Below are 21,073 nucleotides of genomic sequence, written 5' to 3' on the forward strand. Positions count from 1 at the left end.
GGCGATGAGCTACCTTGCGAGGTAGTTGATAGCGCCCCCTTCGAAATACAGCTCAGTACCTCGGATCACGTCGTCCACCGTCACCATGTGAAGGCACCGCGGCAAGCCATTGATCACGTCCACGCACAGGCTGTCAGGCGCATCTTTTTCGTCTCCGTCCCCCAGCGGCAGCACACGGGATTTCCAGCAGCCGCCGCTTGGGCAACAGGTCAGCGCGCCGGCGCGGTGCAGGTATTGGTGGGTGGGGTAGGCTTCCCAGTGCGGCGGCTCGCGCCCGCCGGCCACCACCACACAGGGTCGCGCGCGGGGCAGGCCGGGTCGGGTTTCCACTGCCGCGGCGAGGTGCATCAACAAGGTGACAGGGCACAGCACCCCCTGCGCGTGATACACCAGGCGTACCAGTTGGCGCAGGTCCGTTCGGCCGCGCAGGTCGATCACCCCATCCAGCGGCGGGTGTTCATGCCCTTGCTCGCCCACCTGCACGAACAGGATTCGGCCCGTGAAATGGTCCACGACCTGTTGGTAACGATCTGCAGCCCACCATTTGGCGGTGTAGTCCGCCTTGCCGCCGGCTACCACGATCCAGAACGGCAGCGGTGCCCCCACCTGTTCTTCGACTTGGGACATCCAGGCTTTTTCCTCGTCGTGGAGGTGAATGTCGCCGTGAAACCTTGAAGGGCGCAGCGGGACGCCAAGGCGGCTTTCCAGGAACTGGCAAAACCCATGAATGAAGTGGTAGGGCAGCTCATTGCTGTGATTGATCAGCGGGTACTCACATTCGATCACTTCCACGCCGGCGTCGCTTTCCAGCAGCGGCGTGATGTAAGGGTTGTGTTGCCACAGCGCCGGGCAGGGCGTGCGCACGTCGGTTTCGAACGCGCCCGGATGGTTGCGGTGCAAGTCACGCACGGCGGCGGTCAACATCACGATGTCGCCAGGGGATTGATGGTTACGCAGTATCAGCCGGCGCATGGTCGGGTACTCCGCGTTTGGGAGGGGTACCTGTCCACGATAGCGCACGCTGGTGGCTTCCCGCTTGCGCGCTACGTGCGGTCGGCTTCCGTGGCTGTGCCCTGGTCGGGTTCGGCGGCATCCAGGGTGCGCAGCAATCGGGTCGCCTTGCTGTCGAGCAATGACCCTGCCTGGAAATAGCCCATCACGGTGCTCACGCTACGGTGTTCGGTCATCGCCATCACTTCACCTAACGGCACGCCTTGGCGACCGGCTTCGGTTACGAAACCCGAGCGCAGGCTATGGGCGGCCCAGTCACCCTCGAGCCCTGCCAGCTGCGCCCGCCGCTGCACGATACGCGCCACTTGATCCCCGGACAGTCCCGATGCACCTACTTTCCCGCCTTTGTACAGCCGCCGGAACAATGGGCCTGACGCCGCTGGCGCTGCGGCAAGCCAGGCCGCGAGAGCCTGTGCGGCCTGGCCCTGCAGTGGCTTGTCCCGGCGCACGCCCCCGGTGTCGGTTTTGGTCGCACCCAGGGAGTACAGCCAGGTGTTCTCATCGAGGCGGCGCACATCCTCCACCTGCAGGCCCACCACCTCCGAGCGACGCCGGCCGCCACCGCTCCAGGCCAGCAACAGCAGCGCACGGTCACGCACGCCGCGAACGCCATCCGTACAGGTCGCCAGCATCGCTTGCAAGGGCCCGGCGACGATCGCGGTTTTCTTTCGCACTGCCACGCCCTGACGCGCTTGAGCCTTGCGTGCCTCACGCAGCAACGTCTTGAGCGCGGGCGCTTCGGTCGGGCTGTCCCAGCCGCGAATGCGGTGCCATTTGCCCAGCACGGCCAGGCGGTGCAGAACCGTGTTGTAGGTCAACGCACCAGGCTTTGCCTTGACGCGGGCACCCACAAGGGTGGCGTCGACCGCCGGCGGAAGCAGATGTGCCCAGCTGCCGTCGCCGAGCGGCCGGGCCAGGTGATCGAGCACGAACTGTATCGCTACCGGCGTTGGCAGCGGCGTATTGCCAAGGCCGCTGCCATAACGAAGTTGCAGCCAGCCGGCCCAGTACGCCAGCGCGCTGCGGTAACTGCGCACCGTATTGGCTGCCGTACCCGCCGCTACGAACGCGGCGGCGGCGTCCTGAGCGTTGGCGGCCAGAGAATGCGCATCCAGACGCCCTTCCAGAGTCTGCAAATGTTCGAATGTATTTTCTATTACGTTCAACGTATTATATTTCCAGTACTAGAATTATAGTGTCGGATAACAATTAATTATCAGACCTAATATAGCGGAGCAGGGGCAAATGGCGATAGGTGTGCCGGAAACGGCAGTGTTCGAAGCAGCAGACGCAGTACTGGCCCGTGGCGAGCGGCCAACGGTGGAACGCGTGCGCCTGGAGCTCGGCCGCGGCAGCCCGGCACGGGTCGGCGCACTGCTGGATCAGTGGTGGGAGCAGTTGGCGGGGCGCTTGCGCGGCGAAACCCGGCTGCCGGGTTTGCCCGCCGAAGTTGCACAAGCCTTCGTTGCGATCTGGCAGCAGGCGACCACCTTGGCGCAGGCCGTAGTCGAGCAGTCGGTGGCAGCGCAGCGCCAGGTGCTCGCCGAGGAGCGCGAGCAATTGGCAACGGCTGAGGAGCAGGCGCGCCAGGATGTGGCAGCGGCCCGCCAGCAGGCGGCCGAGGCAATTACGGCGAGGCAGGCCGCCGACACTCGGCTGGCTGACCTGGAGCGGTTGCTGGAGCAGCGCCAGTCCCAGATCAATGACCTGCAGCAGCAGCGGCAGGGGTCGCACGAAGCGGTGCTGGCCCTTCAAGAGAAGGTTCAAGGGCTTCAGCAAACGCTGCTCGAGGCGCAGCAACGGGCCGAAGCCGAGCGGGTGGCCCAACAAGCCTATACCCGTGGAGTGGAGGATCGGGCCCATGCTGAAGTGGACCGTGCGCGTGGAGAAGCCAAGCTGCGCCTCACGGAGCGCCGCGAGCTGCAGCGTCAGCTCGAAGTGGCACAAGGGAAAGTCGAAGAAACCCGTGCCGCACTTAACGACACCCAGCGCAACGCGGCGGCCCAGCTAGCTCGTGCCGAAGCGGCGACGGAGCAGGGCGCGTGGCAACTTCAGGCCTTGGAGGTGCAGCTCTCCGATGCACTGCGAGCCCTTGAGGTAGCGCAGCACGCGGCTGTGGCACAGCAGGCTCGGGCGGAAACGCTAGAGGGGCAACTTTCCGAGGCTCGAGCCTCGCGGCCCCGCCGAGGTCGAGGGAAAGTGGACCTGTAAAGCAGGCGGCGATCGAGGTTACTGCATTCAATTGCACAAAAACCCGCCTTAGTCTGTCGCATACCAGTAGCAGACAGGTGCAAAGGCACCATAGGAGCAACGATGCACGACGTGGGTGACCTGGAGCAGAGTGCTGTTCGCCAACGTGCGGTGTTCAGAAGTGCTGTGGACTTCGCAATGATCCTCACCGACACAGGCGGCCGCATCACTGACTGGAACGTCGGTGCAGAGCGGATACTGGGTTGGACCGCCGCCGAAATGCGCGACCAGACCGCAGACAGGTTTTTCACCCCCGAGGACCGGGTCAGTGGACGGGTCCACGATGAAATGCGGCAGGCGCTGAATAAGCAACGTGCCTCCGACGAACGCTGGCATTTACGTAAAACCGGCGAGCAGTTCTGGGCCTCCGGGGAAATGATGCCGCTGTATGCCGATGACGGCTCGCACCTGGGCTTTTTGAAAATCCTTCGCGACCGTACGCAAGAGCACCTTCAAGGGCTGGCGCTTGCACAGGCCCAGGAGCGTTACCGGCTGGCTGGAAAGGCAACCAACGACGCCGTGTGGGACTGGGACCTGAGCACGCACCATGTGCTATGGAACGAGGCGCTGGAGCAAGCATACGGTCATCGCCTGGCCACTATTGAACCCACAAGCCAATGGTGGCTGGCACAGATCCACCCGAAAGACCGCTCCCGGGTCCATGCGTCCATACAGGCAGTGATTGACGGCACAGGTAGCGCCTGGTCGGACGAGTACCGGTTTTTGCGCGCCGATGGTTCATACGCTCAGGTGCTGGACCGCGGCCACGTGATCCGCGACGAAAAGGGCGAGGCGGTTCGCATGATCGGCGCGATGCTCGATCTGACCCAGATGCGCGCCACTCAGGAAGCATTGCGGCTGAGCGAGGAGCGTTTCAAAACCATACTCGATACGGTCGAATCAGCCTTTGCGATCGTCGAAGTCAAGTTCGACGCTAGAGACCATCCCATCGATTATCGGTTTTTAGAGGCCAACCCGGCCTTCGAGCGGCAGGCCGGGGTTGATCTACAGGGCAAATGGGTCACCGAATTCGCCCCGAACCTGGAGCCTTTCTGGTTTGAAACCTATGGTCATGTTGCGAAGACCGGTGAGCCGGTCAGCTTCGAAAACTATGCCTTGGCATTTGATCGCTGGTTCGATGTGCGTGCAGTAAAAGTGGGGCAGCCCGAGCAGCGGCAGATTGCGATCCTGTTTGACGACGTCACCGAGCGGCGAACCGCCCAGGAGCGCCTGCGGGTCAGCGAAGCGCTGGCGCGCCAGAACATTGAACGTGTGCAACTGGCGCTGGCAGCCGGTGCGATCATCGGCACTTGGCACTGGGACCTGCTGGCAGACCGTGTAACTGTGGACAGTGCGTTTGCCGAGGCGTTTGGGCTGGATCCGTCATTAGTCGAGAGCGGCATCCCCCAAGCGCGCTTGATGGGCCATGTACACCCGGATGACGTGGCCAACCTTGCCGCGGTTATAGCGCAGGTGGTTGAAAGCGGTACCGCGTTCATTCACCAGTACCGTATACGACGGCCGGATGGAAGCTACTACTGGATCGAAGCGAATGGGCGCGTAAATCGACATGAAAACGGCACTGCGATCAGCTTTCCCGGCGTTCTGATTGACCTTGAAGAGCGCCGCGCTGTAGAGGCGGAGCGCGATCAGGCTACCGCGGCGCTGCGCGCCCTCAACGAAACCCTTGAGCAGCGGGTGGCGGAGCGGACCGAGGAGTTGATGCACGCCGAGGAGCAGCTTCGACAAGCCCAGAAAATGGAGGCGGTGGGGCAGTTGACGGGAGGGTTGGCCCATGATTTCAACAACCTGTTGACGGGCATTTCAGCGGCTCTTGAACTGATGGGTTCGCGCATTGCTCAGGGGCGCTTTACCGACCTGGAGAAATACATGGTGGCCGCTCAAGGTGGTGCAAAGCGTGCGGCGGCCCTCACACATCGGCTTCTGGCGTTCTCAAGACGCCAGACCCTCGACCCGCGCCCTACCGATGTGAACGGGCTGATCGAGGGGATGATCGAATTGATTCAGCGAACTGCGGGACCCGGTATCCAGATCAAAATGGTAGCAGGCAGCGGCCTATGGCCCGCTATGGTGGACCCTAGCCAGCTGGAGAACGGACTGTTGAACCTCTGTCTGAACGCGCGTGACGCGATGCCGGGCGGCGGCCGTATCACGATCGAGACCACCAACCTCAGGTTGGACACTGAAAGCGCGCGGACTCAGGGCATCGAGGCAGGGGATTACTTGTCGGTGTGCGTCACCGACACCGGAACAGGCATGGCGCAAGATGTCATCTCGAAAGCCTTCGATCCTTTTTTCACTACCAAACCCATAGGTCAGGGGACCGGCCTGGGCCTCTCGATGATTTATGGCTTCGCCAGGCAATCCGGCGGGCAGGTACGAATCCATTCCAGGGTAGGCGAAGGCACGACCATCTGTATCTACCTTCCCCGCCACTACGGTGATGTCAGCCGCGGGGAAGGGGCGGCACCGGCGGGCTGCGGCCCAGCTGCCGCTAGCGGGGAGACGGTATTGGTGGTTGAGGACGAGCCTACCGTGCGTATGTTGATCATGGACGCTTTATCTGACCTCGGGTACACCTTGATCGAGGCCGCTGACAGTGTGGCTGGCCTCAAGCTGTTACGCTCCGATGTCAAGATTGATCTGCTGGTGACTGATGTAGGTTTGCCTGGAGGCCTGAACGGACGTCAGATGGCAGATGCCGGGCGGGATGTACGGCCTGGCCTCAAGGTCTTGTTTGTCACCGGCTATGCGGAGAACGCGGCCATCGGTCAAGGGGTGCTAGGGCCGGGAATGGAGGTACTGACCAAGCCCTTTGTCCTGGATACCCTGACCTCCCGGGTGCAGGAGCTTCTGGCGCAGTAAAACGCCGAGGCGCGAGGTGGGTACGCCTCCAAACGCTGCCTGCGCTTTGGCCGTCCATCCATCCTCCCGTCACTGGACCCACACCACGCTAGAGTCATGGGTACTCTCTTTGCCCAGGCCCGCCGACATGAGTACGCTCTTCAATGTGGTGGATTATGGCGCCAGGGGTGATGGCCGCACCGATGACACGCGCGCCATCCAGCAGGCCATCAACGCCGCGGCAAGCGCGGGCGGCGGGCAGGTAGTGTTACCCGAGGGCACATACCGGGTGAGCGGCCCCAACAGCGATGGGGCCTGCCTCACGCTCAAGACCAATGTTCAGCTGGTGGGCATGGGAGTGGCCGGTACCGTCCTGAAGCTGGCCGATGGCTCAAGCACGGATATCGACGGTATCGTTCGGGCTTCGGCTTCGCACAACACCATCAATGCCGGGGTCCGAAACCTCACCATTGACGGCAATCAGGAACACACCAGCGGGCTTGTGCACGGCCTGGTGACCGGTACGGATACCAACCTCAACGCCCACACAATCGGTTTTGCAGTCAGTGGCGTGGCCTTGGTCAATTGTAGCGCAAATGGCCTGCTGGCCAATGCCCTCACAATGCGCCTGCAGGTAACCGACAGCCTCGCGACCGATAACGGCAACGACGGCTTCAGCACACGTTTCCTGAACGAAAACTATCAGGACAAGAGCGATTCGGTGCAGTTTTACGATAACGAAGCGGCCCGCAACGGGGGTGATGGCGTCGATTTCCAGTGCGGCTACTATTCGGCCGTCCATAACCTTACCTCACATGACAATCGGGGTAACGGCGCGGTGCTCGAACGGCTGCCTGTGGAGGCCCAGAACAAAGGCGAAGCCCTGTTGAGGTACGCCGACGTGTATGGCAATAGCGGGGCAGGGGTGGTGGTACGAACCTTCAGCCCTGATTTCGCCCAGGTGGCCGCTCACGATAACGGCGGCCCGGGGTTCAGCTTTGAAGGTACTGCAAGCGCCTATATCAGCCAGAGTGAGCTCAGGAGCAACCAGCAGGCAACGGCGCCGGGCGCGACGGCAGCGCAGCTGCTGATAAAGGGCTATGTGGATGCCGACGGTATGCTACACCGGCCTGCGGAAAGCCTGAACATCGACACCAGCAGCCTGGTTGGCGACGGCAAGGCCACCGTGGGCATTGCGGTAGAGGACAGCCTCAACCAACCGCTGCACAGCATCTCCGGTACGGTGTTCAGCGGCTTTGCCAGCGCGACTGAGGGGCTGAGCGACACCGCCAACAACGTCGATATGATCAACCGCATCTACGGTTCGCAGGGTGTTGACGTACTCAACACAGCGGTGGGTGCCATGGCCTTGTTTGGCGAAGGCGGAAACGACACCCTGGTAGGTGGCGGTTTTGTCGACCGCCTTGTAGGTGGCGCTGGCGGCGATACCTTGACCGGTGGCGCGGGTGCGGATGTATTCGTGTTCACCCGAGCCAGCGATAGCTACGGCAGCGGCTCGAACACAACGTTCGACGTTATCACCGACCTGGCGCCCGGCGTCGACATGCTGGACCTGACCGCACTGGGCTTGCAAGGCCTCGGCGACGGCTTGAACGGCACCGTCGCGCTCACTTACGACTCAAGCCTGGACCTCACCTGGCTACGCAGCCTGGCCACCGAAGGCCCGAGCGTGGGCTTTCAGGTTGGGGTGGCAGGCGACCACCGCATAGGTTTGAGCAATGGCGATTTCGTGAGCCTGCGCCAAGGTACTGCTGATGCCGATACGCTGGATGTGAGCGGCACAAACGCCGCCACCGTGCTACGCGGCGAAGGCGGCGATGACCGGATAACGGGCGGCGACGGCAACAACCGGCTGGTGGGTGGCACGGGCGCGGATTCCCTCACCGGCAATGGCGGTGCGGACGTGTTTGTGTATGAGCAGGTCACGGACAGTTTCGTGAACGACCGCACCGGGTTCGCGTCGGTGGACGTGATCCATGACTTCGGCCCGTTCCCCTATGGCAGCCATCCCGACATCGACCGTATAGATCTCACGGCGCTGGGCTTCACCGGGCTGGGAGACGGCCATTCCGGCACGCTGGTACTCACCGCCGGGGCCAATGACAGCGTGGTGCTCGAGTCGCTGGAGGCGGATGCCGACGGTAACCGCTTCACCCTTCAACTGGACAACGACACAGGCTTCACCCGCTATGGCCTGAACCTGACCGAAGCGTTCTATTTCCAACCAGGTCCGATTTTACCGACCCCGGCCCTGAGGGTGCTCGGCAGCCAGGCCCGCGATTCGATGCGCGACGGTGAGGAACACACAGAGCTCTTGGCGCTGGGGGGCAACGACGAGATATTCGGCAACGGAGGTGACGATATCCTTGATGGCGGGCTGGGCCAGGACAAGCTTGCGGGAGGGTCCGGCGCGGACACGTTCAGGTTCAGTGCGATGGGCGATAGCGTGCGGGGCGACAACGATGTAATTCTCGATTTCTTGGCCTTCAAGGACAAGATCGATGTTTCTGCGCTGGGCTACATCGGCTTGGGCGATGGCACCGAGGGCACCCTCAAGGTGCTCTACAACAGCGACCTGGACCGCACCTATCTCAAGAACTTCGAAGCTGACACGAGCGGCGAGCGATTCGAGATTACCTTGCTGGGCCAACTCGATACCCAACTGAGCAGGGAAAACTTCATCTTTGCTAAACAGGGGTAAACTCGAACTTCGACCTCATCGTTCGAGCATCACGGTCTACGCCATCACGTTTCACAATACCTCCCAGCGCTCGATACGATTGGAAGGCACCGCTCCCCCCGCGCTACATTCCCTCGAAATCATGCTGCCCAGTGGGTGGTTTTCTGCATAGAACCTCATCCAGAAATAGAAAAGCGAGATGACCATGAGTGGTAGCGTCGTAAATCTGCCCGGTGCAGCCAGGCGTATTTTCCGCTGTGTCGTAGGGCTGGGCCTGGTGTTCTCCAGCATCGTTTCCCAGGCTGCGGACGCACCGGCGGATCCTGCAGCAAACGCGCTGCTCAAGCGCGCTGTCGATTATTACCAGCTGCAGGGCGACGCGGCGCTGGCCGCGTTCAGCCGGCAAGGTGAGTTCATCGACGGTGACCATTTCATCTTCGTTGTGGACAGCCACGGGACTTTGCTGGCCAGCGGCGGGCCTTCAGCCGTGCTGATCGGCCGTGAGGTTTCCAAAGTGCTTGCCCCTGAGCTGAAGGCAGCCTTCGATCAGGCACTGGGCGCCAAGCAGGATGCCAGTGCAGGCGTACAAACCGTTGAATACCGCTGGGACAACAAAGCCCAACGCCGGGTTGAGCTCAAACGCGTGTACTTTCAAAAGGTCGGAGACCGCGTGATTGCCGCCGCGCAGTCTGTGCCACGCGCGAGCGCCAACCAGGCGCAGCAGTTGCTGAGCAAGGCAGTCGCCGCGATCCAGAAAGACCCGGAAGGTACGTTCAAGTCGATCAATGACTTGTCTGCGCAGTTCCATGAGGACGACTTGTACGTGTTTGTGGTCGACGCCAACACGCAGCGCTATGTTGCCCATGGGTACAACCTGCGCTTGCTGGGCGTGGATTTCGCCAGCATTCATGACCCAGCGGGAAAGCCGGTAGGTGCGCCGATCATGGCATTGATGCGTAAGGCCGAATCGGCAAAGTACGACTACCGCTGGAAGAATCCGGTCACTGGCATTGTCGAAGACAAGTACGCGTTGATCCAGCGAGCGGGCCATTACCTGGTGGTCGTGGGCTACTACCGCGGCGCGGACTGAGCACAGGCGCGTTCGCCCGGTTCAGGTACCACCTGACCGGGCAGCCATCCCAGCTCACCGGCCAGCGGAATTTCACGTATCGGCTTTGACACACTTGGCGAGCAAACCTATACCCTGCTTTCACCTCGCAGGCAGGGTCGTCCAATGGATAGCAAGCACCCTGGTCAGCCACGGCAGTCGGCCACCCACCGCACGTCAGCATTTCCCTTTCGCCCCACCCATCTGAGCCTCGCCCTGCTGGCTGCGCTCGGGGCGTTTACCACGGCGCCAGCCGCGGCGAGCTGTGGCAGTGGCAGCATCGGCACGGCGGTGACCGAGCCTTGTGTGCTGGAGCGCAACACAAACCTGGTGATTACCAAGCAAGGCTCGATCGATGTGCCTGAGGGCGCGGCGGTGAGCATCCTGCACCCCACGTCAGGCGTTAACCACGTAACTAACAGCGGTACGCTGCGCGGCTATCGGGCGGTGTTGATTGACAGCGCGAGCGTTATCGGAGCCATACACAACACCGCCACCGGTGTGATGGAAAGCCCCAGCGGGACGCCATTACAGGTCAGCGGCAGTACCTTGACGGGTAATATCACCAATGCAGGCACCATCGCTGCCTCCACCTATGAGTACGGCATTCGCCTGGAAGACAGCACTCTGAAAGGGTCGGTGGTAAACAGCGGCTTGGTGGAAAGCGGAATCATCGTGCTCGAAAGCCGCGTAACGGGTGATATCGCCAACAGCGAAACCGGGACGGTTGAACTCACCGCCATTTACGGCAGCACGTTGGAGGGATCAGTGCGTAATGCCGGGGATATGACAAGCCCGTTCAGGGGGTTGTCGGTCTTCGATTCGGTGATACGCGGGGACGTGCTTAATTCCGGCACCATGGGCGGGCCTACAGGCCTTTCGATTGGCTCTAGCACGGTACAGGGCCGGGTGGCGAACAGTGGGCTGATCAACGGCACGGCCCAGGCGCTGAGTATTTCAGATACCACGCTACGTGGCGGCCTGAATAACACCGGCGAAATCAACGGCTACGGCCAGAACGTAATCACCTCCAGTACCTTGGGCGGCCTGGAAAATTCCGGCACTGTGCGCAGCTTCACCACTGCCTTGGTGCTGGACAACACCTATGTGCGTGGCAACGTTGCCAACACCGGCAGTTTTCTAACCTCTAGCAGCGGCCACGCCGGGCTAGAGCTGATCGCCGGTACCGTCACCGGCAACCTGAGCAATGCCGGCACGCTCAACGGCGGGCCGCGTGGCTACGGGCTGATCATTTCACGGGGTACCAGGATCGAAGGCGACCTGGTCAACAGTGGCTACGCCATTGGTTACCAGGGCATACGCCTGAACGACACGACCCTAGGTGGGAGCCTGGTCAATACCGGGCGATTGCTGGGCGGCCTGGCCAGTTGGCAGACGGAGGGGCAGGGCCTGAAAGTAGTAGGCGGGCGCATCGAAGGAGACCTCATAAACCGCGGCGCCGTGCAGGGGCGCGAGGACGCGATCATTCTGGCCAATACGCGCATCCAAGGCCAGATCATCAACACGGGCTTCCTCGTCAGCCCCAATGCGCTGCGCCTGATCGACACGCAGGTAGACGGCGGCCTGGTGAACGCTGGCACCATCGCCGTGCGCAAAGGCGAAACGGGCTATGCCTTGTCTGTGGATGCCGATAGCCGCCTGGACAACATTTATCTCGCAGGTGACCACGCTCGTTTCGAAGGCCGGGTCTATGCGCCGCGCACCACGGCGACGGTTTACAGCACCGCCCGCTACGTGCTCGAAGCCGGGGACCACTGGACCATCGATAAACTGGTAAACCGCGGCACCCTGGAGTTGGCCGCGCCGGCCAGCCGCACCGCCACGCCCGCTACCCTCGACGGCGATTACACCCAACGCAGCGGTGCGGTGTTGCGCACCGATGTGGCTGACGCCAGCCATTACGGCAAGCTGGTGGTGAGCGGCACCGCGGTGCTGCCCAGTGCGGCACGCATCGACGTTGATGTAACCCATGCCAACCAGCCGTTCACCGTGACGACGCTGCAGAATGTTCTGAGCGCCGAAACGCTGAAATCCGACGGCACCTTCGCGGTCACCGGCAATTCCGCGCTCTTTGATTTCGGTGCAGTGAAAGACGGCAACACCGTGGACCTGACGCTCAGCTCGCACGACTCCAACGGTGCCAGCATGGCGGCAGCCAACGCAGGGCGGGGCGAGCTGGCCCGCGTGGCTAGGGTGCTCGATGCCCAGTTCAGCCAAGGCGGCGGCAGCGTACTCGCGCCGTATTTCGTCAGCGCCAGCAGTGACGCCGAGGTCGCCCATAGCCTCGCGCAAACCCTTCCGCTCGATAATGCCGGGCTGCGTGCCAGCCAGGCGGCACTGATGGAAATCAGCGACGCGCTGCAACAGCGGTTGTTGCCGACCGGGCAAGGCATCGTGAATTACCAAGGGGTGGCGCAACCCACCCTCTGGTCGCGGCCGTTCAATACTTTGGCCAGCCAGGGCCGCGGCTCGCGTAGCGATAACAGCGGCAACGTGATCGGCATGGACACCCAGGCAGGCTCAGGTCGCCGGATCGGCCTGGCCTTCGCCTACGCCCGTGGCGATACCGCAGGGGACGGCGCGGGGGCTAACCAGAGCAGCCGGCTGGACCTGTGGCAGTTCAGTGGTTATAGCGCCTACACCCTGGCGCCCGACACGGAGTTCATGCTCTATGCCGGGGCTGGCCACAATTCGGTAGCCGGCGAGCGCAGCCTCAGCCTCAGCGGGCTCAACAGCGATGCCAAGGCCGAATACGACAGCCTGTTTGCCACGGTCGGCGCAAGCCTGGGCCATGCCTGGCAAATGAGTGAAGCCACGCGGGTGATCCCGGCTTTACGGCTTGACTACAACCATATCCGAGACGATGCCTATAACGAAAAAGGCGCGAGCGCCGTGGCGCCGCTGTTGCTGCGAGTGGATGCCAGAGAAACCGACCAGCTGATCGCCGGGCTCGACGGCCGTCTGGAGCATGCCTTCAGCACCGGCGGTAGCCGCCTGGCGTTAACCGTGGGCGTCGGGTACGACCTGATCAATCAGGACAATACGGCCACTGCCAGCTTCGCCGGCGCTCCAGATCAACGCTTCACCGCTGGCGGCGCCAGCGCTAGCCCCTGGCTGCTGCGCGGCGGGCTGAGCCTGATCACCCCATTGCCACGCGGCGCGGAGCTGTCGCTGAACTACAGCGCGCAAAGCCGCAGCGACTACGATGCCCAGGCCGCGACCGTGCAAGTGAATGTGCCGTTTTGAGGTAACCGCGTGCGTGTTTTTCGCGAGCCGTAGCTGGGAGGCAGGACCCCGCTTCCCACAAGGCAAGATGCCTCTCATGGAACAAGCTGTTTCCAGTGCGAGAGCAGACCTTGTGGGAAGCAACTGTCTTGCGCGGTTTTCTTAAGCCCTCATTCGCGAGCTCCGCCTTCGGCTTCGCCCTGCTCACAGAGTTCATCCTAAGATCCTGAAAGAGCTTACTCACCTGTGGGAAGCAACTGTCTTGAGCTGTTTCCTTAGGCCTTATCTTCGAGCTTCGCTGGACGGCCGGTCCTGCCAGTCCTACAGGTTCAATGCAGGCCCTTGTGGGAGTAGGCGCCAGCCTGCGAATGAGGCTCATCGGAATCCCGCGCCAAACCGTTTCCCGGGCTCCGCTGCGGCTCCCCCCGGTCCTACTGAGTTCTAGACCAGCTCCAGGGTTCAACGCAGGCTCTGGCAGAAGGCTCTAACCCTGTGGGAAGCGGCGGGGCCGGCCACCCGGCGCCAGCTCGCGAAAAAATCCGACTATTCGCGAGCTGGCGCCAGCTGACCTACCGCTTAATTTTTCTCCAGCCGACGGGTCGTCCGAAACCCCACATGCTCAGTGGCCAGGTTGGCTTCCTGGCGCTCACGTGCCGCGACACGGTAGCGCATGCAGTAGTTGGACGCACAAAGGAACGAGCCGCCTTTGATGACTTGCCGTGGCACGCCAAGGATAGGCGTGAAGCCCAGCCGGGCGGGGTCACCGTTGGCATGATTCTGCAAGGTGCCGGTGTACAGGTCGGTCGTCCATTCCCAGAGGTTGCCGATCATGTCGAACAGGCCATACCCATTGGGCGTGAAGCAGCCGACCGGGGCGACGCCCGGGTAGCCGTCGGTGGCGGCGTTATCGAAGGGAAAGATGCCTTGCCAGTAGTTCGCGGTGGGCTTGCCCTGGGCATCCACCGGCGCAAGCGCGCCTTGCTCCCCGTCGTGCCCGCCCCGGGCGGCGTACTCCCATTCAGCCTCCGTGGGCAACTCATTGCCTAGCCACTGGGCGTAGGCCTGGGCGTCCTCCAGCGTCACCAGCGCTACGGGCTGATTCCCGGGTACCGGCTTGGCCTGAGCCGGCCCGGTGGGTTGGCGCCAGCTGGCCCCGGCTACGAAATGCCACCACGGCATGGACTGCTCGCTCAGTTGTGCCTGCGTCGGCACCTGAAAGAGCGCGCCACCGCCGGTGCGTTCGGCTTCCGTCACGTAGCCGGTGGCCGCCACAAACGCCGCGAACTGGGCCTGGCTCACCTCGGTACGGTCGATCATGAAGCTCCCGACCTCGGCCGTGCCCAGCATCACTTCGTCCGGATAACCCTGCTGGCTGCCGGGCCGGTAGGTGCCACCCGGGATTCGCTGCATGCCCGCCAGCGGGTTGGTTGGCCAGCCGGCGGGGATACCGTTGTACCCCGAACAGCCCTGCGGTGTACCCAGGGGCGCATCGCTCGAAGGTAACTGCCGCAGGCCGAGCAGCACCCCACTCAGCGCGACCGCCAGCAGCCCTGCTAGCGCTGCGCGCCTCGCTCGGGTCATGGCGCCGTGGCCGCCGCCGGTGGCACCACCACACCCACCTGGCGCGCATAGGCTTGCCAGGCAAGCCGCAGCCGCTGCAGCGTTTCGGGCTGGCTGGCGGCCAGGTCATTGCGCTCGCCACGGTCCTTGGCGATGTCGAACAGCTGCCAGTTCAACGGTTGCGGGGCGCCGCCGAAACCGGCCTGCGGGCGCATGCCCAGTAGCTTGAGGTTGCCTTCGCGGTAGTACAGGTTGCCAAACAGTTCACCGGCCAGCACCGGCGCTTCGCCGTGGGGCGCGCCTTGGCCTTCGAGCATGGGCAGCATGCTCTTGCCGGTAATCGGATGCTTGGGCTGGCCTTGATAGCTGTCACCGGGGTCGTTCATATGGGCAAGCGCCAGGAACGTCGGCGCCAGGTCGTCGACGCGGGCGATACCGCGCTCCATGCCCTGGCGACGCAACGCCGCGGGCAGCTGCACGATCGCCGGCACGCTGATACCGCCCTCGGCGGTGGTGCCCTTGAACAGGTGGAAGGGCGCCGCGCTCACCTCAGCCCAGCGCACGCCATAGTCGATCTGCGAGCCTGGCTTGCCCAGGTTGGCCAGGCTGTTGTCAGTGTGTGGGCCGCGCGGGTAGAACTGTTCGTGGCGTTCGGCGGCCGCGCCGTTATCGGACATGAACAGGATCAGCGTGTTGTCCAGTTGCCCGCTCTGCTTGAGGTAATCGAGTAACCGCCCCACGTTATGGTCAAGGTTGTCGACCATGGCCGCGTACACTTCCATCTTGCGCGCTTCAATCGCCTTGCCCTGCGCGTCGAGCTGATCCCAGGCGGGTAATTGCGGGTTGGCAGGGAGCGGCTGCGCCGGCTCGAAATCCTGCGGCAGGATGCCCAGCTGCTTTTGCCGCTCGATCCGCGCCAGGCGCACCGGGTCGTAACCCTGGTCATAGCGGCCACGGTATTTCTCCAGGTAGGCGGCGGGTGCCTGCAAGGGCCAATGTGGCGAGGTGAAGGCGGCATAGGCGAAGAATGGTTTGCCATTCTTTTCACCCGCCTTCAGGTAGCTGATCAGCTTGTCGGTGTAGAAGTCGGTGGAATAGAAGTCATCCGGCAGCTCGGCGGGCTTGCCGTCCTCGCGGTAGTGCACCTGCTCGATTTTGGTGGGGTCCACGGCGGCAGGCTTGAAGTGTGATGCGCCGCCTTCGAGCAGCGTGAACGAGTGCTCGAAACCGCGGGCGTCCGGCCCCTGGCCTGGCTCCAGGCCCAGGTGCCATTTGCCGACCATTTGGGTGCTGTAGCCGCCGTCTTTCAGCAGTTGCGCGATAGAGTGGGACTGCTGATTGAGGTACCCCTCATAGCCCGGCTTGCCTTGCTGGAACGGCAACAGCCCCTCAGCCATGCTGCCGAGGCCCGCCAGGTGGTTGTCAGTACCGGACATCAGCATCGAACGGGTAGGTGAACAGGTAGGCGCGGCGTACATGTTGGTGAGCACCAGCCCCTGCTTGGCGAGGGCGTCGAGGTTGGGCGTATGGATCTCACCGCCGAAAGCACCCAGGTCGGAATAGCCCAGGTCATCGGCCAGTATCAGAAGGATATTAGGCCGGGGATCGGGGCGTTCGTTGGCAGTGACAGAGAGTGTGGGGCAGGTCGCGACAAATAAAAGGCTCAGCGCGAAACGCTGCCAGGCGGTGCGGGATTGGGTCATGGAAAACTCCGGAAGAAAAGACTCAACGCAGGCGAGGGCGGCCACGGCACGCTACAGGCGCGCCGCGGTCGTTTCAATCCTCAGCGAACGCCTTGCCCGGCCATGGCGGCGGGCGAAAACTCCGACGCGTTGTACTGGTCGACCACCTTGTATTGCGAAGGCAGGCCGGCGTACACGTTCTGGATAAACCAGGCGCCGGAAGTGAGGTCATAGAAGCCTGAGGACAGCTGTGCCTGGGCGGGGATGTCTGGCATGTCGGCAGGCAGCGACCACAGGGTTTTGGCCAGGTGGCCGTCCGCGTCCCAGCGGTCGGCGAGCAGCGCCTGCCAGGTGTCTTCATCCAGGTAGTAACGGCCCTTGGGCAGTTGGTGACGCTTGCCCGGGGCCAGGTCGGCATCGACTGCCCACACCCGGTGCAGCTCCCAACGCACGTAGTCGGGGTTGAGGTGATGGGCGCCCAGCAGGTCTTCAGGCTTGGCGGCGGTCTGGAACTTGTTGGTGTTGTAAGGGATGTACATCTCCTTCTTGCCCACCAGCTTCCAGTTGAAGCGGTCGATTCGGCCGGCGAACACACTCAGTTCGTCAAAGCTCATCACTCCGGCCGTCGCGGGTGTGGGCGTATCGCAGCAGGCATTGGGCAACTTGCGCACCCGACGCTGGCCAGTCAGGTACACGTGGGCCGCGGACTTTTCAGCATCGATGTTCGTGTGGCCGATGATCTGCTCGCCGGCCCGGATGGGTGGCCCGGCGTTGACCATGCGGAACAGCCAGTACTCGCCCTCGAAGGTTTCCGGACTGCCGTTGGGGAAGTAGTAGGGCATCTGCTGGATGGCATTGCCGTCCGTGGTCATCACGGGCTTGCCGTCGGCGGTGATCAGGTAGTGGCGGAAGTGCATTTCCAGCGCCGTGCCGCGCCAGTTCAGCAAGTGGTTCCAGATGGCTTCGGCGCCGTTCTGCGGGATCGGGAACGGGATGCCACCGTAGGCGCCTTTGGGCACCGGGCCACTTTCACTCTCGGCCATGGTCGCGCGGGTCGCGTTCTTGAAGGTGTTGTCGTATACCCACTGAGGCGCCGCTGCGGTGCGATGAGTGGGGTATACGTCGATGCGGTAGGTGTCCGGGAAGCGCTTGAACATCTCCTTGCTGCCGTCGCTCAGTTTGTCGGCGTATTGGGCCAGGTTTTTGGCGGTGATGCTGAACAGCGGCTTCTCGGCGGCGAAGGGGTCGAGCCGTTTGCCGCCCGGCTTGTAGGCCGGGTCTACATGGGTGTCACCGCCGGTCCAGGCCGGGATGCTCCCGTCGGCGTTGCCGGCGCGCTCCGCACCCATCGGGGTAAGGGTACTGTTGAGCTTGGCGGCGTCTGCGGCGGAGGCGGCCACACCGAGTGGCGCGTGCAGCACCCAGGTGCTCAACATGGCCAGGCTGAGGGTCTTCAGGGTCGTCTGGAGGGTCATGGGCAGCCCTTAGTAGGTCGTTTTAACGGAGAAGGCCAGGTAGTCCCGGTCCTTCAGCGATTGCAGGTAATTGAATTGCGACGTGGCGTTCAGGTTGGTGTCTTCGGGGCCGTAGTAGTGGGTGTAGGTGAGCCCGAACGTCACGCGGTCCATATAGGTGGCGGTGACGCCGATGTTCATGTCGCCGCCGTTGTCGGTGCCGAAGCTGCTCACCACCGAGGATTTACCCAGCGGGAAGTAGCTCGCCCCCATGGGTACGCTCACATCGATGCCAGGGAACAGCTGGCGGTAGGTGGGCGTATAAACAAAGCGCAACCCCAGGCCGTCATCGGTGGCGCCGGGGTCCAGCGCCGAACGGTTTTTGGTCACGCTCAGCAGGTGGTTCCAAGCGACTTCCGCGGCCAGGCTGCTTTCTTCGGCGATGAATGACGGGCCCAGCGAGGCGAGCACGTTGAGGTTGATGTGCGCGGTGCGCCCTACGGCGTACAGCGGATGGTCACTGTTGTCCGCGCCACTGCCGGCGATCACGGTCTGGCCGTTGGAAACCAGCGGCATGTTCCAGCGCAGGGACGCTTCGCCGGCAAAGCTGTACTCATCCACCGTGGTGGCGAAGCTGGCGCCCAGTGCCCGGATGTCTTCGGGGTACACCCAGTAGTAATCACCCACCTGCCCGGTGGTGAAGTTCGGCCCGGTGGCGCTGCTGCGCAGGTACAGCTTGGGGCTTTTGTCGTGGTACTGGATGGCGTACAGGCCGTAGTCCACCGATTCTCCGGCAAAGCGCAACTGCAAGCCGCCCTGGCCGGTATCGCGGGCATCCTTGTCCTTGCCATGGAAGAACGCCGCCGGGCTGTCGGCGCTTCCACCCAGCGCGGTGGGGAAGGGCGCGCCCACGATAAGCCGCTCGTTGCCTTCACCAATGGTGTCACTGCTGGAGAAATAACTGCCCGCACCCGGCAAGCGGTTTTCTTCCCATTCCAGTTGGTAGAACGCTCCCAGCGAGATGTCATCGGTGAGCTGGAAGGTGCCAGACAGCTGATTGACCGGCCGGGTGATTTCCTTGAACTGGGTATTGGGCACCGACTGCGCCTTCACGATATCGACCGGGGCCATGCCGCCGGCAATGCCGTTGGCGCCGAAAAACAGGCTTTCGCCCCAGATCAATCCGTGGCGGCCGGCACGTACCGACACCGCCTTGTCGCTCAGTTGGCCGTTCCAATATACAAACGCATCCAGTACCTCGGCATCACCGCCGTGCAGGTGGCGAGTATCGTCTGTGAACTCGTCATAGCCCACTGAGCGGGCGTTGGCACGGCTTGCATCGTTGTTGTCGTTGTCGCCCTGGTACACCGTGTCGTACCAACCCGCCGCGCTCACACGCGCACCTACCTGGCGGTATGCCAGGTCCAGCTCCGAGAGAATATCCAGGCGGTTGGAGATCAGCCCCTTGCCGAAGGCGCGGTCGCCATCGTCCTGGTTCAAGGCGGTCTGCCCCGAGGTCAGCTTGTTGCTTGGGCTTTTGGTTCTCCAGGCGTTGCTGTATTTGAAGGTGTTGTCCCAGCGAAGCTTGATGTCGGATTCGCCCGTGTCGATTTCCATCGCTTGAGTAAGGGGGGCTGACAGCAACACCGCCGCCACTAAAGCCATTTTGGGTGAGCCGTGCCGCATCCGCAGGGCGCGCCTTGGCCGGTTGATCGAGCAACCTGTCATAGGGTGAACCTCTTGTTGTTGTGAATTATTGCGAGGTGCCAGGGCGCCGCGGCGAAAGCTCGCGGGTGTCGGCCTGGGGGAGATAGCGGTCGGGCAGTAGGGGTGCGGGGGCGTTCGAAAAGCTCATTCCAATCCCTCGGGTTCTTGTTTTTATGGCAATGCATGCGGGGCATTTTTGTGAGCGAAGCCTGCCACCGGGTTACGGATTTTTACTAATCGCGTGCCCGGATAAGACGTATGGCCAAATTCGATACCCAAGTGGGCGTAGGAATAGCGATGGCTACGACGGGCTCTGTCGGCGATTTCTATGGATCCACAGTGAGCCATGCGGTGTTATTAGCCTTGACTTCACTTAGTGATATCGCTTTCTATGGATCCATACAACTACAAGAACCCGGAGGCCCTCATGTATCCAAAGAACACCTGGTATGTTGCCTGTACCCCTGACGAACTCGCCGAAAAGCCCCTCGGCCGGCAGATTTGCGGGGAAAAGATCGTGTTCTACCGGGGCGCGGAAGGCCAGGTTGCGGCCGTGGAAAACTTCTGCCCCCACCGCGGCGCGCCCCTGTCACTGGGCTATGTGAAAGACGGAAAGCTGGTATGCGGGTATCACGGCCTGGTGATGGGCTGCGACGGCAAGACCGTGGAAATGCCCGGCCAGCGCGTCCGTGGCTTTCCCTGCAACAAAGCCTACGCAGTGGTGGAGCGGCACGGGTTTGTGTGGGTATGGCCGGGTGACCAGAACAAGGCCGATCCTCAGCTCATCCCCCACTTGGAATGGGCTGAAAGTGACGATTGGGCCTACGGCGGCGGGCTGTTCCACATTGGGTGTGATTACCGGTTGATGATCGACAACCTGATGGACCTTACCCATGAAACCTACGTGCATGCCTCCAGCATCGGGCAAAAGGAAATTGATGAAGCGGCCCCGGTGACCACGGTGCAGGGCGACGAGGTAGTGACTGCCCGGCACATGGAAAACATCATGCCCCCGCCGTTCTGGCGCATGGCGCTGCGCGGCAACAACCTGGCCGATGACGTGTCGGTCGACCGCTGGCAGATCTGCCGGTTCAGCCCGCCCAGCCACGTGCTGATCGAAGTGGGCGTCGCCCATGCGGGCAAGGGGGGCTACCACGCGCAACCTGAGCACAAGGCATCGAGCATCGTGGTGGATTTCATCACCCCGGAAACCGAGACCTCCATCTGGTATTTCTGGGGCATGGCGCGCAACTTCAACCCGGGTGACGAGGTGCTGACGGCGAGCATCCGCGAAGGGCAGCGCACGATCTTCAGCGAAGACCTGGAGATGCTTGAACAGCAACAGCAAAACCTTCTCGCGCACCCCGATCGCAACCTGCTGAAGCTCAACATCGACGCGGGCGGTGTACAAGCGCGGCGGGTGCTGGACCGCATGATTGCCCGGGAGCGCTCACCGGAAACCGTGCTTGAGGGTGCCCAACAATGAGCG

General features: G+C 62.6%; 12 protein-coding genes. 6 read left to right on the plus strand and 6 right to left on the minus strand.

Annotated features, from left to right (window positions below):
- Positions 1-9: 9 nt before the first annotated feature.
- Entirely contained in the window at positions 10-972 is a 963-nt protein-coding gene (locus AC3Z8Y_RS11585) for a glycosyltransferase family 9 protein (RefSeq protein WP_490089814.1), read from the minus strand.
- Between the two features lie 71 nt (positions 973-1,043).
- Entirely contained in the window at positions 1,044-2,177 is a 1,134-nt protein-coding gene (locus tag AC3Z8Y_RS11590; RefSeq protein ID WP_490089815.1) for a site-specific integrase, read from the minus strand.
- A gap of 79 nt (positions 2,178-2,256) precedes the next feature.
- On the opposite strand from AC3Z8Y_RS11590, the gene AC3Z8Y_RS11595 reads away from it, so the two are divergent.
- The 5 genes from AC3Z8Y_RS11595 to AC3Z8Y_RS11615 all read left to right on the plus strand — a co-directional run bounded on the left by AC3Z8Y_RS11595 (position 2,257) and on the right by AC3Z8Y_RS11615 (position 13,202).
- A complete protein-coding gene (locus tag AC3Z8Y_RS11595) occupies positions 2,257-3,222 on the plus strand; it encodes a DNA-binding protein (RefSeq protein ID WP_490089816.1) in 966 nt (321 codons plus the stop codon).
- Positions 3,223-3,324: 102 nt separating this feature from the next.
- A complete protein-coding gene (locus AC3Z8Y_RS11600) occupies positions 3,325-6,147 on the plus strand; it encodes a PAS domain-containing hybrid sensor histidine kinase/response regulator (protein ID WP_490089817.1) in 2,823 nt (940 codons plus the stop codon).
- Between the two features lie 127 nt (positions 6,148-6,274).
- Positions 6,275-8,848: a glycosyl hydrolase family 28-related protein gene (locus AC3Z8Y_RS11605; RefSeq protein ID WP_490089818.1), complete on the plus strand. Its 2,574-nt coding sequence runs from the start codon at positions 6,275-6,277 to the stop codon at positions 8,846-8,848.
- A gap of 184 nt (positions 8,849-9,032) precedes the next feature.
- Complete coding sequence (locus AC3Z8Y_RS11610; protein ID WP_490089819.1) at positions 9,033-9,917, plus strand: cache domain-containing protein; 885 nt, start codon at positions 9,033-9,035, stop codon at positions 9,915-9,917.
- 144 nt (positions 9,918-10,061) lie between these two features.
- Positions 10,062-13,202 (plus strand): autotransporter family protein, encoded by a 3,141-nt coding sequence (locus AC3Z8Y_RS11615; protein WP_490089820.1) that lies wholly within the window; start codon positions 10,062-10,064, stop codon positions 13,200-13,202.
- A gap of 555 nt (positions 13,203-13,757) precedes the next feature.
- Here the strand turns inward: AC3Z8Y_RS11615 and AC3Z8Y_RS11620 are convergent.
- From AC3Z8Y_RS11620 to AC3Z8Y_RS11635, 4 genes are all read right to left on the minus strand, one after another.
- Positions 13,758-14,762, minus strand: coding sequence for an SUMF1/EgtB/PvdO family nonheme iron enzyme (locus AC3Z8Y_RS11620; RefSeq protein ID WP_490089821.1), 1,005 nt, complete (start codon positions 14,760-14,762; stop codon positions 13,758-13,760).
- Entirely contained in the window at positions 14,759-16,444 is a 1,686-nt protein-coding gene (locus AC3Z8Y_RS11625; RefSeq protein WP_490089822.1) for an arylsulfatase, read from the minus strand. Before AC3Z8Y_RS11625 ends, AC3Z8Y_RS11620 begins: the two co-directional genes overlap by 4 nt.
- Before the next feature lie 80 nt (positions 16,445-16,524).
- Positions 16,525-17,898, minus strand: coding sequence for a DUF1329 domain-containing protein (locus AC3Z8Y_RS11630; RefSeq protein ID WP_490089823.1), 1,374 nt, complete (start codon positions 17,896-17,898; stop codon positions 16,525-16,527).
- A 9-nt stretch (positions 17,899-17,907) separates the two neighbouring features.
- Positions 17,908-19,542 carry a DUF1302 domain-containing protein gene (locus AC3Z8Y_RS11635; RefSeq protein WP_490089824.1) on the minus strand — a complete coding sequence of 545 codons (1,635 nt, stop codon included), beginning with the start codon at positions 19,540-19,542 and terminating at the stop codon, positions 17,908-17,910.
- Positions 19,543-20,011: 469 nt separating this feature from the next.
- On the opposite strand from AC3Z8Y_RS11635, the gene AC3Z8Y_RS11640 reads away from it, so the two are divergent.
- Positions 20,012-21,070, plus strand: a complete 1,059-nt coding sequence (locus AC3Z8Y_RS11640; protein ID WP_490089825.1) for an aromatic ring-hydroxylating dioxygenase subunit alpha — start codon at positions 20,012-20,014, stop codon at positions 21,068-21,070.
- The last annotated feature ends 3 nt before the right edge of the window (positions 21,071-21,073 follow it).

The sequence above is a fragment of the Pseudomonas sp. 3MAES_34.3B genome (assembly GCF_058145875.1).

Excerpts from the sequence above, each read along its gene's own strand:
- AC3Z8Y_RS11585 (WP_490089814.1), bottom strand. The coding sequence starts at position 972 with ATGCGCCGGCTGATACTGCGTAACCATCAATCCCCTGGCGACATCGTG.
- AC3Z8Y_RS11595 (WP_490089816.1), top strand. The coding sequence starts at position 2,257 with ATGGCGATAGGTGTGCCGGAAACGGCAGTGTTCGAAGCAGCAGACGCA.
- AC3Z8Y_RS11600 (WP_490089817.1), top strand. The coding sequence starts at position 3,325 with ATGCACGACGTGGGTGACCTGGAGCAGAGTGCTGTTCGCCAACGTGCG.
- AC3Z8Y_RS11605 (WP_490089818.1), top strand. The coding sequence starts at position 6,275 with ATGAGTACGCTCTTCAATGTGGTGGATTATGGCGCCAGGGGTGATGGC.
- AC3Z8Y_RS11610 (WP_490089819.1), top strand. The coding sequence starts at position 9,033 with ATGAGTGGTAGCGTCGTAAATCTGCCCGGTGCAGCCAGGCGTATTTTC.
- AC3Z8Y_RS11615 (WP_490089820.1), top strand. The coding sequence starts at position 10,062 with ATGGATAGCAAGCACCCTGGTCAGCCACGGCAGTCGGCCACCCACCGC.
- AC3Z8Y_RS11620 (WP_490089821.1), bottom strand. The coding sequence starts at position 14,762 with ATGACCCGAGCGAGGCGCGCAGCGCTAGCAGGGCTGCTGGCGGTCGCG.
- AC3Z8Y_RS11625 (WP_490089822.1), bottom strand. The coding sequence starts at position 16,444 with ATGACCCAATCCCGCACCGCCTGGCAGCGTTTCGCGCTGAGCCTTTTA.
- AC3Z8Y_RS11630 (WP_490089823.1), bottom strand. The coding sequence starts at position 17,898 with ATGACCCTCCAGACGACCCTGAAGACCCTCAGCCTGGCCATGTTGAGC.
- AC3Z8Y_RS11635 (WP_490089824.1), bottom strand. The coding sequence starts at position 19,542 with ATGGCTTTAGTGGCGGCGGTGTTGCTGTCAGCCCCCCTTACTCAAGCG.
- AC3Z8Y_RS11640 (WP_490089825.1), top strand. The coding sequence starts at position 20,012 with ATGTATCCAAAGAACACCTGGTATGTTGCCTGTACCCCTGACGAACTC.